Origin of the sequence: Kitasatospora sp. NPDC085895, from assembly GCF_040702125.1 — a bacterium.
Lineage (GTDB): Bacteria > Actinomycetota > Actinomycetes > Streptomycetales > Streptomycetaceae > Kitasatospora > Kitasatospora arboriphila.
This window is the reverse complement of the sequence record NZ_JBFBJY010000027.1, coordinates 1-16,628: the sequence shown is the minus strand read 5'-3', so window position 1 is coordinate 16,628 and position 16,628 is coordinate 1. Positions and strand designations below refer to the sequence as shown.

Here is a 16,628-nt window from a genome sequence, read left to right as displayed (position 1 = left end):
CGGGCGGGCCGATCGGCCCGCCCGGCACCTGCGGTCGTCCGGCCGGCTCAGCGCAGCACGCCGGCGTCCATCCCGCCCGACTCGACCGGCGCCGCGACCAGCCCCGGCTCGGCCGGCGAGGCCAGCAGCCGGTGGGTGGGCAGCACCCGCACGGTGTAGCCGAACGGGCCGGTGCGGTCCAGCGCCAGCGGCCCCTCGTAGCGGTGGCGGCCCTCCAGGTCCGGTCCGCCCGCCGGCTTGAGGGCGAGCACCGCGGCGTCCGAGATCCGGTCGGACTCGTCCACCCGGCCGGAGACCACCTGGACCTCCACGTCGGCCGGCTCCAGCACGCCGAGCGAGACCTGCACCCGCAGCTCCAGAGCCGAGCCGAGCTCCTGCGCCTCGCGGCAGCCCTCCGCCTCGACGTGCTCGACCCGGACGGCCGGCCAGGCCTCGCGGACCCGGGCCTTCCACTCGGCGAGCTCGCGGGCACCGGCGTGGTCGGTGCCGCCGGACCCGGCGGCGAGGGCGCGCTGCGCGGTCGCCGCGGGGGCGTACAGCCGCTCGACGTACTCGCGCACCATCCGGCCGGCCAGGACCTTGGGCCCGAGGGTGACCAGGGTGTGCCGGACCATCGAGATCCAGCGGTGCGGCAGGCCGTCGGCGCCGCGGTCGTAGAACCGGGCGGCGACCTGGTGCTCGATCAGGTCGTAGAGCGCCGCCGCCTCGATGTCGTCGCGCCGCTCGGCCTCCGGGCTGTCCGGGTCGACCCGCTCGGGGCCGGAGACGTCCGCGGTGGGGATCGCCCAGCCGTTGCGGCCGTCGAACCACTCGTCCCACCAGCCGTCCAGGATCGAGAGGTTGAGGCAGCCGTTGAGGGCGGCCTTCATCCCGGAGGTGCCGCAGGCCTCCAGCGGGCGGAGCGGATTGTTCAGCCAGACGTCGCAGCCCGGGTAGAGGTGCTTGGCCATGGCCATGTCGTAGTCGGGCAGGAAGACGATCCGGTGGCGTACCGCCGGATCGTCGGCGAAGGCGACCAGCTGCTGGATCAGCCGCTTGCCGCCGTCGTCGGCCGGGTGGGCCTTGCCCGCGACGACGATCTGCACCGGCCGCTGCGGGTCCAGCAGCAGCGCCCGCAGCCGGGCCCTGTCCCGCAGCATCAGGGTGAGCCGCTTGTAGGAGGGGACGCGGCGGGCGAAGCCGATGGTCAGGACGTCCGGGTCGAGCACGCCGGAGGTCCAGCCGAGCTCGGCGTCACCGGCGCCGCGCTGACGCCAGGAGGTGCGCAGCCGGCGGCGGGCCTCCTCGACCAGCTGGGCCCGCAGGGTGCGGCGGACCTCCCAGATCTCCTCGTCGCCGATCCGCTCGATGCCCGTCCAGCGGCGGGCCTCGCCGGTGGTGATGGCCTCGTCGGCGCGCTCGGCGCCGATCTGCCCGGCGCCGAGCCGGACGACCGCCGGGTCGATCCAGGTCGGCGCGTGGACGCCGTTGGTGATCGAACCGATCGGCACCTCGGCCGAGTCGAAGCCCGGCCAGAGCCCGTTGAACATCGAGCGGCTGACCTCGCCGTGCAGGGTCGAGACGCCGTTGGCCCGCTGGGCCAGCCGCAGGCCCATCGCCGCCATGTTGAACAGCTTCGGGTCGCCGCCGTGCCAGCTCTCCGCGCCGAGGGCCAGCACCCGGTCGACCGGGACGCCGGCCAGTGCCGCGTCGCCGCCGAAGTGACGGGCGACCAGGTCGCGGTCGAAGCGGTCGATGCCGGCCGGGACGGGCGTGTGGGTGGTGAACACCGTGCCGGCCCGGACGGCCTCCAGGGCGGCGCCGAAGTCCAGCCCGCGGCCGCCCTGCTCGGCCGGCGCGACCAGCTCGCGGATCCGCTCCACGCCGAGGAAGCCGGCGTGGCCCTCGTTGGTGTGGAAGACCTCGGGGGCGCGGTGGCCGGTGAGCCGGCAGTAGGTGCGCACCGCACGCACGCCGCCGATGCCGAGCAGCATCTCCTGGAGCAGCCGGTGCTCGCTGCCGCCGCCGTACAGGCGGTCCGTCACGTCCCGGTCGGCCGGGGCGTTGGACTCGATGTCGGAGTCCAGCAGCAGCAGCGGGACGCGGCCGACCTGGGCCTTCCAGATCCGCGCGCCGAGGGTGCGGCCGGCCGGCAGGGCGAGGTCGACCCGGCAGGGGCTGCCGTCCTCCTCGCGCAGCAGGCTGACGGCGAGTTCGTCCGGGTCGAGCAGCGGGTAGCGCTCCTGCTGCCAGCCGTCCCGGTCCAGTGACTGCCGGAAGTACCCGTGCCGGTAGAACAGGCCCACGCCGATGATCGGGACGCCGAGGTCGCTGGCGGCCTTGAGGTGGTCGCCGGCCAGGATGCCGAGGCCGCCGGAGTACTGCGGCAGCGCCGCGGCGATGCCGTACTCGGGCGAGAAGTAGGCGATCGCCTCGGGCAGCGGGCTGCCGGCCTCCCCGACCGGCGGCGCCGACTGGTACCAGCGCGGCCCGGCCAGGTACTCCCTCAGGTCGTCGTGGAGGTCGCCCAGTCGGCGCAGGAAGCGGCGGTCGGCCGCCAGCGCGGCGAGCCGGGCGGCCGGCACCTCGCCGAGCAGCCGGACCGGGTCCTCCCCCACGGCCGCCCAGACCTCCGGGTCGACGGAGCGGAACAGCTCCCTCGTCTCAGGGTGCCAGGACCAGCGCAGGTTGAGCGCGAGCTCGTGCAGCGGCTCGAGTTGTTCGGGCAGGACGGTGCGGACGGTGAATCTGCGGATTGCCTTCACAACGTGAAGCCTAGAGCCTCCGGGCCGCCTGAACGGGTGTCAGCGGACGCTTTGCACACCCGTTCGGCGTATTGGTGAGATCGCAATCGGCGCAGTGCTGCGAACGGGGGGCGCACGGGGCGCACGCAGCCGAAAAGGCGCGCCCCTGGCGCGTGAATATCCAGCAACGGCCGCGTTTCCACTGGCCGATATGCCCCTGCATACCGTCCGAAATCGCGCGATTACCGGCCCGTAGGTCTTGCCGGTGGTGCGAGGATGCAGAAAGGTCGTTGGTGCGGCAGGGAGTGCAGGCCGAAAGGCGCCCCCTGCTGTTCCATGTCCGGAACATGCCCTGCTGACGAGCCCTCACCCTCCATCGCCCATTCGGCCGCTGCCGCTGCTCCTCGGCGTGTCCTCACACCTCACCCGGTCGTTTTTCGGGTGGGTCGGGTCGCTCCGGGGCGCGCCCTTCGAGGCGCGCGCCGGGACGCACGCGCCTCGAGGGGCGGGTCGCGTCGGCCGGCGGTCGGGTCGCCGGCCCGCCGGCACGGCACCGTTCCGAACACACGGCCACCCCACCCCACAGTCCTCCCGGTAACTCCCCCGGCAACGCACCAGCCGTCGGGAGCCGCCGCCGATTCGGGCAGGAGTTTGGCATGCAGGGCGACACGCGGGACCAGTCCACCGCAACCACGGAGGGCCCCGACACACCGCCGACCACGGAGCCGCCGCTGCCGGCCCCGCGCGCCGCCCGCAGCACCGCACCGGCCGCCCCCGCGGCCGGGCGGACGGCGGCCCGCAAGAGCACCACCGGCAAGAGCACCGCCGGCAAGACCGCCGGCAGCAGGACCACCACCGGCAGGAGCACCACCGGGTCCACCACCAGGACCACGACCACCGCGACCGGGGCCCCGGCGAAGAAGACCGCCGCGAGGACGACCGCCGCCAAGAAGACCGCGGCGAAGAAGACCACCACCGCCCGCAAGAGCGCCACCCGCAAGACAGAGAGCGACACCGTGATCGGCCGCATCCCCGTCCTGGACGTCAGCCCCCTCGTCGACTCCGGGCGGCGCCCGGCCAAGGCCGTGGAGGGCGAGAGCTTCCAGGTCACCGCCACCGTCTTCCGCGAGGGCCACGACGCGGTCAACGCCAACGTGGTGCTCCGCGACCCCCGCGGCCGCAGCGGCCCCTGGACGCCGATGCGCGAACTCGCCCCGGGCACCGACCGTTGGGGCGCGCACGTCACGCCGACCGCGGCCGGCCGCTGGTCCTACCTGGTGGAGGCGTGGAGCGACCCGGTCGCCACCTGGCGGAGGACCGCCGCGGTCAAGCTCCCGGCCGGCATCGACACCGCGCTCGTCCTGGAGGAGGGCGCCCAGCTGCTGGAGCGGGCCGCGGCCGGGGTGCCCAAGAAGGAGGGCCGGGCGCACGTGCTGGCCGCGGTGGACGCGCTGCGCGACCCCGGCCTGCCCCCGCTGAGCCGCTACGCGGCCGCGCTCGCGCCCGAGGTGCTGACCCTGCTGGAGCGCCACCCGCTGCGCGAACTGGTCAGCGCCACCCGGCCGCTGCCGCTCCAGGTGGACCGCAAGCGGGCGCTGTACGGCGCCTGGTACGAGTTCTTCCCGCGCTCCGAGGGCGCCGTGGTCGACCCCTCCGGCGTCCAGCCGCCGGTCTCCGGGACGCTGCGCACCGCCGCCGAGCGGCTGCCCGCGATCGCCGCGATGGGCTTCGAGGTGGTCTACCTGCCGCCGATCCACCCGATCGGCCGCGCCCACCGCAAGGGCCCGGACAACTCCCTGACGGCCGGTCCGCACGACGTCGGCTCGCCCTGGGCGATCGGCTCGCCGGAGGGCGGCCACGACGCCGTCCACCCGGACCTCGGCACCCTGGAGGACTTCGACCGCTTCGTCGCCGAGGCCGGGTCGCTGGGGCTGGAGGTCGCGCTGGACTTCGCCCTGCAGTGTTCCCCCGACCACCCCTGGGTCAACAAGCACCCCGAGTGGTTCAGCCACCGCCTCGACGGCACCGTCGCGTACGCCGAGAACCCGCCGAAGAAGTACCAGGACATCTACCCGATCAACTTCGACCAGGACTTCGAGGGGCTGGTCAAGGAGACGGTTCGCATCCTGCGCTTCTGGATGGGCCACGGGGTGCGGATCTTCCGCGTCGACAATCCGCACACCAAGCCGGTGGTGTTCTGGGAGAAGGTGCTGGGCGACATCGCCCGGACGGACCCCGACGTGATCTTCCTGGCCGAGGCGTTCACCCGTCCGGCGATGATGCACACCCTGGGGAAGATCGGATTTCACCAGTCGTACACCTATTTCACCTGGCGCACCACCAAGCAGGAACTCACCGAATACCTCACCGAACTCACCGGTGACGCGGCCTCGTACATGCGGCCCAACTTCTTCGCCAACACCCCGGACATCCTGCACGAGTACCTGCAGCAGGGCGGCCCGGCCGCGTTCGCCGTCCGCGCGGTGCTGGCCGCGACCCTCTCCCCCAGCTACGGCGTCTACGCGGGCTACGAGCACTACGAGAACGAGCCCGTCCACCCCGGCTCGGAGGAGTACGCGCGCTCCGAGAAGTACGAGCTGCGCCCGCGCGACTGGAGCCGTCAGGACTCCCTCGCCCCGCTCCTCACCGCCCTCAACCGGCTCCGCCGGCGCCACCCCGCCCTGCAGCAGCTGCGCGACCTGCGCTTCCACCCCACGGACAACGACCAGGTCATCGCGTACTCCAAGCGGGCGACCACCGAGGACGGCATCGAGGACCACGTGATCACCGTGGTGAACCTGGACCCGCACCACGCCCAGGAGGCCACCGTGACCCTGGACTCGGACCTGCCGCTGACGGTGCACGACGAGCTCACCGGCGCCACCTACGACTGGGGCCGCCGCAACTACGTCCGGCTCGACCCGTCTGCCGAGCCGGCCCACCTCCTCACCGTCCGGAGGCACCCTCAGTGACAGTCAACGAGCCCGTTCCCGACACCTTCGCCGAAACGCCGGCCAGGGACCGCGACCCGGAGTGGTTCAAACGCGCGGTCTTCTACGAGGTCCTGGTCCGTTCCTTCCAGGACAGCAACGGCGACGGCGTGGGTGACCTCAAGGGGCTCACCTCGAAGCTCGACTACCTGCAGTGGCTGGGGGTGGACTGCCTCTGGCTGCCGCCCTTCTTCGCCTCGCCGCTGCGGGACGGCGGGTACGACGTGGCCGACTACAAGTCGGTGCTGCCGGAGTTCGGCGACCTCGCCGACTTCGTGGAGTTCGTCGACGCCGCCCACGCCCGGGGCATGCGGGTGATCATCGACTTCGTGGTCAACCACACCAGCGACCAGCACCCGTGGTTCCAGGCGTCCCGCAACGACCCGGACGGGCCGTACGGCGACTTCTACATGTGGGCCGACGACGACAAGCAGTACCCCGACGCCCGCATCATCTTCGTCGACACCGAGACCTCCAACTGGACGTACGACCCGGTCCGCAAGCAGTACTTCTGGCACCGGTTCTTCTCCCACCAGCCGGACCTCAACTACGACAACCCCCGGGTCCAGGAGGAGGTGATCGCGGCCCTGAGGTTCTGGCTGGACCTCGGCATCGACGGGTTCCGGCTGGACGCGGTCCCCTACCTGTACGCCCGGGAGGGCACCAACTGCGAGAACCTGCCGGAGACCCACGAGTTCCTCAAGCGGCTCCGCAAGGAGATCGACGCGGACTACCCGGACACGGTGCTGCTGGCCGAGGCCAACCAGTGGCCCGAGGACGTCGTCGACTACTTCGGGGACTTCGCCTCCGGCGGCGACGAGTGCCACATGGCGTTCCACTTCCCCGTGATGCCGCGGATCTTCATGGCCGTCCGCCGGGAGTCGCGCTACCCGGTCTCGGAGATCCTCGCGAAGACGCCGGAGATCCCCTCCGGCTGCCAGTGGGGCATCTTCCTGCGCAACCACGACGAGCTGACCCTGGAGATGGTCACCGACGAGGAGCGCGACTACATGTACGCGGAGTACGCGAAGGACCCGCGGATGCGGGCCAACGTGGGCATCCGCCGGCGGCTCGCGCCGCTGCTGGAGAACGACCGCAACCAGATCGAGCTCTTCACCGCCCTGCTGCTCTCGCTGCCCGGTTCGCCGGTGCTGTACTACGGCGACGAGATCGGCATGGGCGACAACATCTGGCTCGGCGACCGGGACGGCGTCCGCACCCCGATGCAGTGGACGCCGGACCGCAACGCGGGTTTCTCCTCGGCCGACCCGGGCAGGCTCAGTCTGCCGCCCATCATGGACCCGGTGTACGGCTTTCAGGTGACCAACGTCGAAGCGCAGCAAAGCAGTTCGAGTTCCCTGCTGCACTGGACGCGTCGCATGATCGAGATCCGCAAGCTCAACCCTGCGTTCGGCCTCGGCAGCTACACCGAGCTGCCCTCCAGCAATCCCGCGGTGCTGGCCTTCGTGCGCGAGCACGAGGGAGACCTGGTCATGTGCGTGAACAACTTCTCGCGGTTCGCGCAGCCGACCGAACTGGACCTGCGGCGGTACGGGGGGCGGTACCCGGTCGAGTTGATCGGCGGCGTGCGCTTCCCGTCCATCGGTGAGTGGCCCTACCTGCTCACCCTCGCCGGGCACGGCTTCTACTGGTTCCAGCTCAGGAAGCCCGGAATCAAGTAGCGGCGGGCGTCCGGCGCCCGAAGTAACGATCCACCAGCCAGGTCCGAGGGGACCACCCTGCGGGGCGCGAGAGTCACGACCCCCGCGCCCCGCAGGGGTCTTCGCACCGTCGGGTACGGAGAACAGCCCAACGGCCACCCACACTATGGCGTGACACCCGAGCCCCGCTCGCGTGCCTCCGCCGCCGCGCCGCCGAAATCCGGAAGACTGACAGGCCCGGTGACGACCTCGGGCAGCCGGCCCGCTTCCGGGGAAAGGGAGTCATGTCCGAAACCTCCCGTTCTCAAGCCCACGTGCACCGCGACCTACCCGACGGCGCCCCCGGGCCCGTCGGCACGCGCGGGACCACGGGGCGGAGAACCACCGCGGGTGTCAGCGAGCTCGTGGGCGCCGCCCTGCCGCTGATCGCCGACTGGCTCCCCACCCAGCGCTGGTACGCCGGGAAGGGGCGCGCGATCAGCGGGCTCACGCCGGTGGTGGGCACTCCGCTGCAGGTCGGCGACCCGACCCTGCTGCACCTGCTGCTGCGGGTGGAGCACGGCACCGGGGCGGCCGCCCAGGGGGACATCTACCAGCTGCTGCTGGGCATCCGGTCCCAGGCCCCGTCCGGGATCGGCCCGGGCGCCGTCCTCGGCCGGCTGGCCGGCGGCGGCCCGCACGACGGCGCGGTGCTCTACGACGCGGTGCACGACCCGGAGCTGACCGGCCGGCTGCTGGAGCACCTGGCCACCGGCGACCGCTTCGGCGCGCTCTCCTTCCGGCGGACCCCGGGTCCGGGCCTGCCGAGCAACCTGCCGGGCCGGGCCTCCACGGCCGAGCAGTCCAACAGCTCGGTGATCTACGGGACCTCCTTCATCCTCAAGCTGTTCCGGCGGATCAGCCCCGGCACCAATCCGGACCTCGAACTGTCGCTGGCGCTCTCCCGGGCGGGTTCCACCCGCATCCCGCGGGTCGCCGCCTGGTTCGAGTCCCGGCTGGAGCGATCGGAACCGGCCACTCTCGGACTGCTCCAGCGCTACCTGCCGGACGCCGAGGACGGCTGGGAGCTCGCCCTCGACCAGGTGGCCCGGCTCAAGGGCGACCCGACGCCGGGGAACTTCGCGGTCGAGGCGCACCGGCTCGGCCGGGCCACCGCCGAGGTGCACCGGGTGCTGTCCCGTTCGATGCCGACCGCCCGCCTCGACCGGGCCGAGACCGGCAGGCTGGCCGGCGCGATGGCCGACCGGCTGGACAGCGCGGTCGCCGCGGTGCCCGGGCTGCTGCGCTACCGTTCGGCGCTGCGCGCGGCCTTCCAGCAGCTCACCGCCGACCACCTGGAGGGCCTGCCCGTCCAGCGGATCCACGGCGACCTGCACCTCGGCCAGGCCATGCGCACCCCGCACGGCTGGGTGCTGCTGGACTTCGAGGGCGAGCCGGCCAAGCCGCTGGCCGAGCGCCGGCTGCCGCAGCCGGCGCTGCGGGACGTGGCGGCGATGCTGCGCTCCTTCGACTACGCGGCCGCGCACCTGCTCGCCGGGGCCCCCGGCCCCGACCCGGAGCTGGCCCACCTGGCCAACGCCTGGGCGGCCCGCAACCGGGCCGCTTACTGCGCGGGCTACACGGCCGGCGGCGGGATGGACCCGGCCACCGCGCCGGAGCTGCTGCGCGCCCTGGAGATCGACAAGGCGGTGTACGAGGTCGTGTACGAGGCCCGGCACCGCCCGAGCTGGCTGCCGATCCCGCTGGCCGCCATCAACCGTCTGGCCCTGACCGTCTGACGCCCCGCAACCGCCTCCTGGAGGACCCGACGTGAACCCCCCCGGTCCCACGCACGACAGCTCCACCACCGCCGTGCCCGCCACCCCCCGGGCGGGCGCCGGCGCGTCCGCGCCCGCCCGCCGGGCCCGGGCGGCCAAGCGGCGCGAGCCCGTGGCGCCACCGCGGTCCGGCCCGTCGGCGTCCTCCCCGATGCGCCTCCCGGAGGCGCCGCTGCCGCCGGCCGAGGTGGACCGGCTGGTCTCCGGCGTGCACCACGACCCGCACGCCCTGCTCGGTGCGCACGCCACCCTGGAGGGCACCGCGATCCGGGTGCTGCGCCCGTTCGCGGAGCGGGTCGTGGTGGTGACGGACCAGGGCCCTGCGGAGTTGACCCACCAGCAGTCCGGCCTGTTCACCGGGCTGCTGGTGGGCCGGGAGTTCCCGGCGTACCGGCTGCGGGTGAGCTACCCGGGCGGCGAGCCGCTGGAGCAGGAGGACGGCTACCGGGCGGCGCCCACCCTCGGCGAGCTCGACCTGCACCTGATCTCCGAGGGCCGGCACGAGCAGCTGTGGCGGGTGCTCGGCAGCCACGTCCGCGAGGTCGACGGCATGGCGGGCACGTCCTTCGCGGTGTGGGCGCCGAACGCGGTCGGCGTGCGGCTGGTCGGCGGCTTCAACCACTGGGACGGCACCGGCCACCCGATGCGCTCGCTCGGCTCCTCCGGCGTCTGGGAGCTGTTCGTCCCCGGCCTCGCGGAGGGCGACACCTACAAGTACGAGATCCGCACCCGGCAGGGCTGGGTGCTGCAGAAGGCCGACCCGCTGGCCCGGGCCGCCCAGTGCCCGCCCGAGACCGCCTCCGTGGTGCACACCTCGCACTACACCTGGGGCGACGGGGACTGGATGGCCCGGCGGCAGCGGACGGTGCACCACCGGTCGCCGATGTCGGTCTACGAACTGCACCTGGCCTCCTGGCGGCCCGACCTGACGAGCTACCGGGAGATCGCCGAGGTGCTGCCCGGCTACCTCGCGGACCTCGGCTTCACCCACGTCGAGTTCATGCCGGTGATGGAGCACCCCTTCGGCGGCTCCTGGGGCTACCAGGTCACCGGCTTCTACGCGCCGACCGCCCGGCTCGGCGGCCCGGACGACTTCAAGCACCTGGTCGACGCGCTGCACCGGGCCGGCATCGGCGTGATCGTCGACTGGGTGCCGGCGCACTTCCCCAAGGACGGCTTCGGCCTGGCCCGGTTCGACGGCGAGCCGCTGTACGAGCCGGCCGACCCGCTGCGGGCCGAGCACCCGGACTGGGGCACCCTGGAGTTCGACTACGGCCGCACCGAGGTGCGGAACTTCCTGGTCGCCAACGCGGTGTACTGGTGCGAGGAGTTCCACGTCGACGGCCTGCGGGTGGACGCCGTCGCCTCCATGCTCTACCTCGACTACTCGCGCGAGGGCGGCGCCTGGTCGCCGAACGCCTTCGGCGGCCGGGAGAACCTCGACGCCGCCTCGTTCCTTCAGGAAATGAACGCGACGGTCTACCGCCGCTGCCCCGGCGTGGTCACCATCGCCGAGGAGTCCACGGCCTGGGACGGCGTCACCCGCCCCACCGACAGCGGCGGCCTCGGCTTCGGCCTGAAGTGGAACATGGGCTGGATGCACGACTCGCTGGTCTACATGTCCAAGGAGCCGGTGCACCGCAAGTACCACCACAACGAGATGACCTTCTCGATGGTGTACGCCTACTCGGAGAACTACGTCCTGCCGATCTCGCACGACGAGGTGGTGCACGGCAAGCAGGCGCTGGTCGCCAAGATGCCCGGCGACTGGTGGCAGCAGCGGGCCAACCACCGGGCGTACCTGGGCTTCATGTGGGCCCACCCCGGTAAGCAACTGCTGTTCATGGGGCAGGAGTTCGCGCAGGGCGCCGAGTGGGACCACGAGCACGGCCCGCAGTGGTGGGTGCTCGCCGAGGACTGGCCGGCCGCCGAGGAGCACCTCGGGGTGCGCCGGCTGGTCGGCGCGCTCAACCGCACCTACCTCGACTCCCCGGCGCTCTGGGAGCAGGACACCGTGCCGGCCGGCTTCCGCTGGCTGGACGGCGGCGCGGCCGACGACAACGTGCTGTCCTTCGTCCGGTACGCCGCCGACGGCACCCCGCTGGTCGCGGTCTGCAACTTCTCCCCCGTCGTCCGGCACGGCTTCCGGGTCGGCCTGCCGGAGCTGCCCGGCGGCGACCAGCTGTGGGAGGAGGCGCTGAACACCGACGCCGCGGAGTACGGCGGCAGCGGCCTCGGCAACTCGCGGCCCGTCAAGGCCGAGGCCACCGCGTGGAACGGCCAGGAGCACAGTGCCGAGCTGGTCCTCCCGCCGCTCGCCACCCTCTGGCTGCGGCCGGCCTGACGCCGCCGGACCCCGCCGGTTCCGGGCCCCCGGGGCGATCGCCCCGGGGGCCCGCCCACGTCCGCACCGGAACACCTGCCCGGGTAAGGTCAACAGTGACCGCTTCCCGGACGGCAGGACGGAGTGAGCCGCGTGGCGCGCAGCGTGTACGTGACCGGCATCGACCGGGGGGACGGCCGGCAGGCCGTCGAACTCGGGGTCATGGAGCTGCTGGCCCGCCAGGTCGACGCCGTCGGCGTCTTCCGGCCGCTGGTGCACGCGGACGATCCCGCCGAGAAGGGCACCGACCACGTCGTCGAGCTGCTGCGGGCCCGCTACCGGGTCGACCTGCCGGCGGAGGACCTGTACGGCCTCTCCTACGAGGAGGCCGCCGCCCTGCAGGCCGCGCAGGGCCAGGACGAACTGGTGTCGGTGCTGGTGGACCGCTTCCGCGCGGTCGAGCGGCGCTGCCAGGCGGTGCTGGTGCTCGGCACCGACTTCGCCGGCACCAACATCCCCGACGAGCTGGCCTTCAACGCCCGGCTCGCCAACGAGTTCGGCGCCTGGGTGCTGCCGGTCGTCGGCGGTCAGGGCGAGGACGCGCAGGCGGTGGTCGCGGAGGTCCGCAACGCCCACCGGGCCTACACCGACCTCGGCTGCTCCGCGCTGGCGATGATCGCCAACCGGGTCGCCCCCGCCGCGAAGCAGCGGATCCAGCGGACGCTGACCGAGAAGCTCCCGGTGCCGGTGTACGTGATCCCGGAGGAGCCCTCGCTCTCGGCGCCGACCGTGGCGCAGCTGGTCGACGCGACCGGCGCCGAGGTGCTGCTCGGCGACGCCGCGGGCCTGGCCCGGGACGTGCGCTCCTTCGTCTTCGGCGGCGCGATGCTGCCGACCTTCCTCGACGCGCTGACCGAGGGCGCCCTGGTGGTGACCCCGGGCGACCGGGCGGACCTGCTGATCGGCTCGCTGGCGGCGCACGCCGCGGGGGCGCCGCCGATCGCGGGCGTGCTGCTCACGCTCGGGCAGCACCCGGGGCCGAACGTGATGGCGCTGGCGGCGCGGCTCGCGCCGGGGACGCCGGTCGCGGTGGTGCCGGAGGGCAGCTGGTTGACCGCGGCCGCGCTGACCCACCTGGAGGGCCGGATCGGCCCGGACAGCCACCGGAAGGCCGAGACCGCCCTCGGACTGTTCGAACTCCACGTGGACACGGCGGAGTTGACCAAGCGGATCGAGCTGTCGCCGTCCGAGCGGGTGACCCCGATGATGTTCGAGCACGCGCTGCTGGAGCGGGCCCGGGCGCAGCGGCGGCACATCGTGCTGCCGGAGGGCGCCGAGGAGCGGGTGCTGCGGGCGGCGGAGGTGCTGCTGCGCCGCAACATCTGCGACCTGACCCTGCTGGGCGAGCGGGACGCGGTGCAGCGCCGGGCGGCCTCGCTCGGTCTGGAGCTGCCGCACCCGGAGGAGGCCGCGGACCGGGCCCGGCTGCGGATCGTCGACCCGGCGACCAGTCCGCTGCGCGAGAGCTTCGCGGAGCTGTACGCCAGGGCGCGGGCGCACAAGGGCATGACGCTGGAGCGCGCCCTGGACGTGGTCACCGACGTCTCGTACTTCGGGACGCTGATGGTGCAGGAGGGCATCGCCGACGGCATGGTGTCCGGTGCGGTGCACTCGACCGCGGCGACCATCCGGCCGGCCTTCGAGGTGATCAGGACGGCGCCGGGTGCGGCGATCGTCTCCTCGGTGTTCTTCATGTGCCTGGCCGACCGGGTGCTGGTGTACGGCGACTGCGCGGTGAACCCGGACCCGGACGCGCAGCAGCTGGCCGACATCGCGGTGCAGTCCGCGGAGACGGCGGCCCAGTTCGGGGTGGAGCCGCGGGTCGCGATGCTCTCGTACTCGACGGGCACCTCCGGTTCGGGCGCGGACGTGGACAAGGTGCGGGAGGCGACCGAGCTGGTCCGCCGGGCGCGCCCGGACATCCTGGTCGAGGGGCCGATCCAGTACGACGCCGCGGTGGACCCGTACGTGGCGGCGACCAAGCTGCCGGGCTCCTCGGTGGCGGGCCGGGCGACCGTGCTGGTCTTCCCGGACCTGAACACCGGCAACAACACGTACAAGGCGGTGCAGCGCTCGGCCGGCGCGGTGGCGGTCGGGCCGGTGCTGCAGGGCCTGCGCAAGCCGGTCAACGACCTGTCCCGCGGCGCCCTGGTCGAGGACATCGTCAACACGGTCGCGATCACCGCGATCCAGTCGCAGCGCCCCGCCGAAGGAGCCGAGCAGTGACCGAATCCACGCTGGTCCTCGTGCTGAACGCGGGGTCTTCCTCCGTGAAGTACCAGCTGATCGACATGCTGGACGGCTCCCGGGCGGCGGCCGGGCTGGTCGAGCGGATCGGCGAGGTGAACGGCCGGCTGCTGCACACCCCGGCCCGGGGCGAGCGGCGCGAGCGGTTGCGGGTCTTCGCCGACCACGCGGAGGCGCTCGCCGCGGTCGCCGAGGAGCTCGCCGCGGACGACCTCGGGCTGGGCTCCCCCGGCCTCGCGGCGATCGGCCACCGGGTGGTGCACGGCGGGCAGCGGTTCGCCGCGCCGACCCTGATCGACGACGAGGTGGTGGCCGAGATCCGCCGGCTGATCCCGGTCGCGCCGCTGCACAACCCGGCGAACATCGTCGGCATCGAGGTGGCCCGCGCGCTGCGGCCGGACCTGCCGCAGGTCGCGGTGTTCGACACGGCCTTCCACAGCACGGTGCCGGAGGCCGCCGCCACGTACGCGATCGACCGGAAGACCGCGGAGCAGCACCGGGTGCGCCGGTACGGCTTCCACGGCACCTCGCACCAGTACGTCTCGCGGGCGGCCGCGCGGCTGCTCGGCCGCGACCCGGCCGAGCTGAACGTGATCGTGCTGCACCTGGGCAACGGGGCCTCGGCCTCGGCGGTGTCGGGCGGGGTGTGCGTGGAGACCTCCATGGGCCTGACGCCGCTGGAGGGCCTGGTCATGGGCACCCGTTCCGGGGACGCCGATCCGGGCCTGGTCTTCCACCTTCACCGGGTGGGCGGCCTGACGATCGATGAGATCGACGACCTGCTGAACCGGCGCAGCGGCCTGGTCGGGCTGTGCGGGGACAACGACATGCGGGAGGTGCTGCGCCGGGCCGGCGAGGGCGACGGGGACGCGCAGCTGGCCTTCGACGTGTACGTGCACCGGCTGCGCAAGTACATCGGGGCGTACTACGCGGTGCTGGGCCGGGTGGACGCGGTGGTGTTCACCGCGGGGGTGGGCGAGAACGCGGCGCCCGTCCGGGAGGCGGCGTGCGCGGGGCTGTCGGCGCTGGGCATCGAGGTCGACCCGGTGCTGAACGCCGTGCGCTCCGGTGCGGCGAGGCTGATCTCGCCCGATCACGGGCGGGTGGCGGTCGCGGTGGTGCCCACCGACGAGGAGCTGGAGATCGCCCGCCAGGCCTTCGCGCTGGTGCACGACGGCATCTGAGATGACAGCCCGTCAGCGTCCCACCCTTCGGGATGGTTCGTTGGCGATTTCTCCCGGTTCGGGCGTGATGCACCGATAACTCGAACGGATAGACTGACGGATATGCGCCGAGCGAAAATTGTCTGCACCCTGGGTCCGGCGACGGACTCCTACGAACAGCTGAAGGCCATCGTCGAAGCGGGCATGAACGTCGCCCGACTCAACATGAGCCACGGCTCCCACGCGGAGCACGAGGAGCGGTACCGCAAGGTCCGCCAGGTGTCCGAGGACACCGGCCGCACCATCGGCGTGCTGGCCGACCTGCAGGGCCCGAAGATCCGGCTGGCCACCTTCGCCAACGGACCGGTGACCGTCGACAACGGCGACACCTTCACCATCACGACCGAGGATGTGCCCGGGGACCAGCACATCTGCGGCACCACCTACAAGGGCCTGCCCGGCGACGTGAAGCCCGGCGACCCGATCCTGATCAACGACGGCGTCATCGCCCTGGAGGTCGTCAGCGTCGACGGCCCGCGGGTGAAGACCGTGGTGGTCGAGGGCGGCGTGCTCTCGAACAACAAGGGCATCAACCTGCCCGGTGCGGCCGTCAACGTGCCCGCCCTCTCCGAGAAGGACAAGGAGGACCTGCGCTTCGCCCTCGAGCTGGGCGTCGACATGGTCGCACTGTCCTTCGTCCGCAACGCGGCCGACATCCACGACGTCCACAAGGTGATGGACGAGGTCGGCATCCGCGTCCCGGTCATCGCCAAGATCGAGAAGCCGCAGGCCGTCGAGGCGATGGAGGAGATCGTCCTCGCCTTCGACGCGATCATGGTGGCCCGTGGCGACCTCGCCGTCGAGTACCCGCTGGAGCGGGTGCCGCTGGTGCAGAAGCAGCTGATCACCCTGGCCCGCCGCAACGCCAAGCCGGTGATCGTGGCGACCCAGATGATGGAGTCGATGATCCACGCCTCGCGCCCGACCCGCGCCGAGGTCTCCGACGTCGCCAACGCCATCCTGGACGGCACGGACGCGGTCATGCTCTCCGCCGAGTCCAGCGTCGGCAAGTACCCGGTCGAGACCGTCCGGACGATGAGCCGGATCGCCGAGAAGGCCGAGGAGGAGCTGCTCTCGCAGGGCCTCCAGCCGCTGAACCCGGGCCGTAAGCCGCGCACCCAGGGCGGCTCGATCGCCCGCGCCGCGTGCGAGCTCGGCGACTTCCTCAACGGCCAGGCGCTGGTCGCGTTCACCAAGTCCGGCGACACCGCCCGCCGGCTGTCCCGCTACCGCTCGCCGATCCCGGTGATCGCGTTCACGCCGGACGCCTCCACCCGCAACCAGCTCTCGCTGAGCTGGGGCGTCGAGGCGTACGTGACCGAGCAGGTCGAGACCACCGACGAGATGGTGCAGCAGGTCGACCGCGAGCTGCTGCGCCTGAACCGCCTCGCCGAGGGCGACACCGTGATCGTCACCGCCGGCTCGCCCCCCGGCGTCCCCGGCAACACCAACATGGTCCAGGTCCACCACCTGGGCAGCCGCGACCACCACTGACACCCGGCGCAGCAACGCCGAGGGGCGGTTCCCCTCCTCCGGTGGGGGGGGGGGGACCCCCCCCCGGCGCGGTTCGCGCCGGGCGGGCCG

8 protein-coding genes are annotated in these 16,628 nt (G+C 72.8%); 7 read left to right on the top strand and 1 reads right to left on the bottom strand.

The genetic code is table 11. The features are described from left to right. Positions 1-47 precede the first annotated feature (47 nt). On the bottom strand, positions 48-2,744 hold the full coding sequence (glgP, locus tag AB0442_RS18730; RefSeq protein ID WP_366164077.1) for an alpha-glucan family phosphorylase: 2,697 nt from the start codon (positions 2,742-2,744) through the stop codon (positions 48-50). A 995-nt stretch (positions 2,745-3,739) separates the two neighbouring features. Between glgP and AB0442_RS18725 the strand changes: the two genes are divergently transcribed. The 7 genes from AB0442_RS18725 to pyk all read left to right on the top strand — a co-directional run bounded on the left by AB0442_RS18725 (position 3,740) and on the right by pyk (position 16,538). Beyond that, positions 3,740-5,695 (top strand): alpha-1,4-glucan--maltose-1-phosphate maltosyltransferase, encoded by a 1,956-nt coding sequence (locus tag AB0442_RS18725; RefSeq protein WP_366164118.1) that lies wholly within the window; start codon positions 3,740-3,742, stop codon positions 5,693-5,695. Beyond that, positions 5,692-7,395 carry a maltose alpha-D-glucosyltransferase gene (gene treS / locus AB0442_RS18720; RefSeq protein ID WP_030272501.1) on the top strand — a complete coding sequence of 568 codons (1,704 nt, stop codon included), beginning with the start codon at positions 5,692-5,694 and terminating at the stop codon, positions 7,393-7,395. Before AB0442_RS18725 ends, treS begins: the two co-directional genes overlap by 4 nt. 263 nt (positions 7,396-7,658) lie before the next feature. After that, a complete protein-coding gene (locus AB0442_RS18715; RefSeq protein WP_366164076.1) occupies positions 7,659-9,152 on the top strand; it encodes a maltokinase in 1,494 nt (497 codons plus the stop codon). A 31-nt stretch (positions 9,153-9,183) separates the two neighbouring features. Continuing rightward, the gene (gene glgB, locus AB0442_RS18710) at positions 9,184-11,535 is read left to right on the top strand and encodes a 1,4-alpha-glucan branching protein GlgB (protein WP_366164075.1); all 2,352 of its coding nucleotides are present in this window, start codon (positions 9,184-9,186) and stop codon (positions 11,533-11,535) included. Between the two features lie 132 nt (positions 11,536-11,667). Further along, complete coding sequence (gene pta / locus AB0442_RS18705; protein ID WP_366164074.1) at positions 11,668-13,800, top strand: phosphate acetyltransferase; 2,133 nt, start codon at positions 11,668-11,670, stop codon at positions 13,798-13,800. Further along, positions 13,797-15,005: an acetate kinase gene (locus AB0442_RS18700; RefSeq protein ID WP_366164072.1), complete on the top strand. Its 1,209-nt coding sequence runs from the start codon at positions 13,797-13,799 to the stop codon at positions 15,003-15,005. Before pta ends, AB0442_RS18700 begins: the two co-directional genes overlap by 4 nt. 102 nt (positions 15,006-15,107) lie before the next feature. Continuing rightward, positions 15,108-16,538, top strand: a complete 1,431-nt coding sequence (gene pyk, locus AB0442_RS18695) for a pyruvate kinase (RefSeq protein WP_359979958.1) — start codon at positions 15,108-15,110, stop codon at positions 16,536-16,538. The last annotated feature ends 90 nt before the right edge of the window (positions 16,539-16,628 follow it).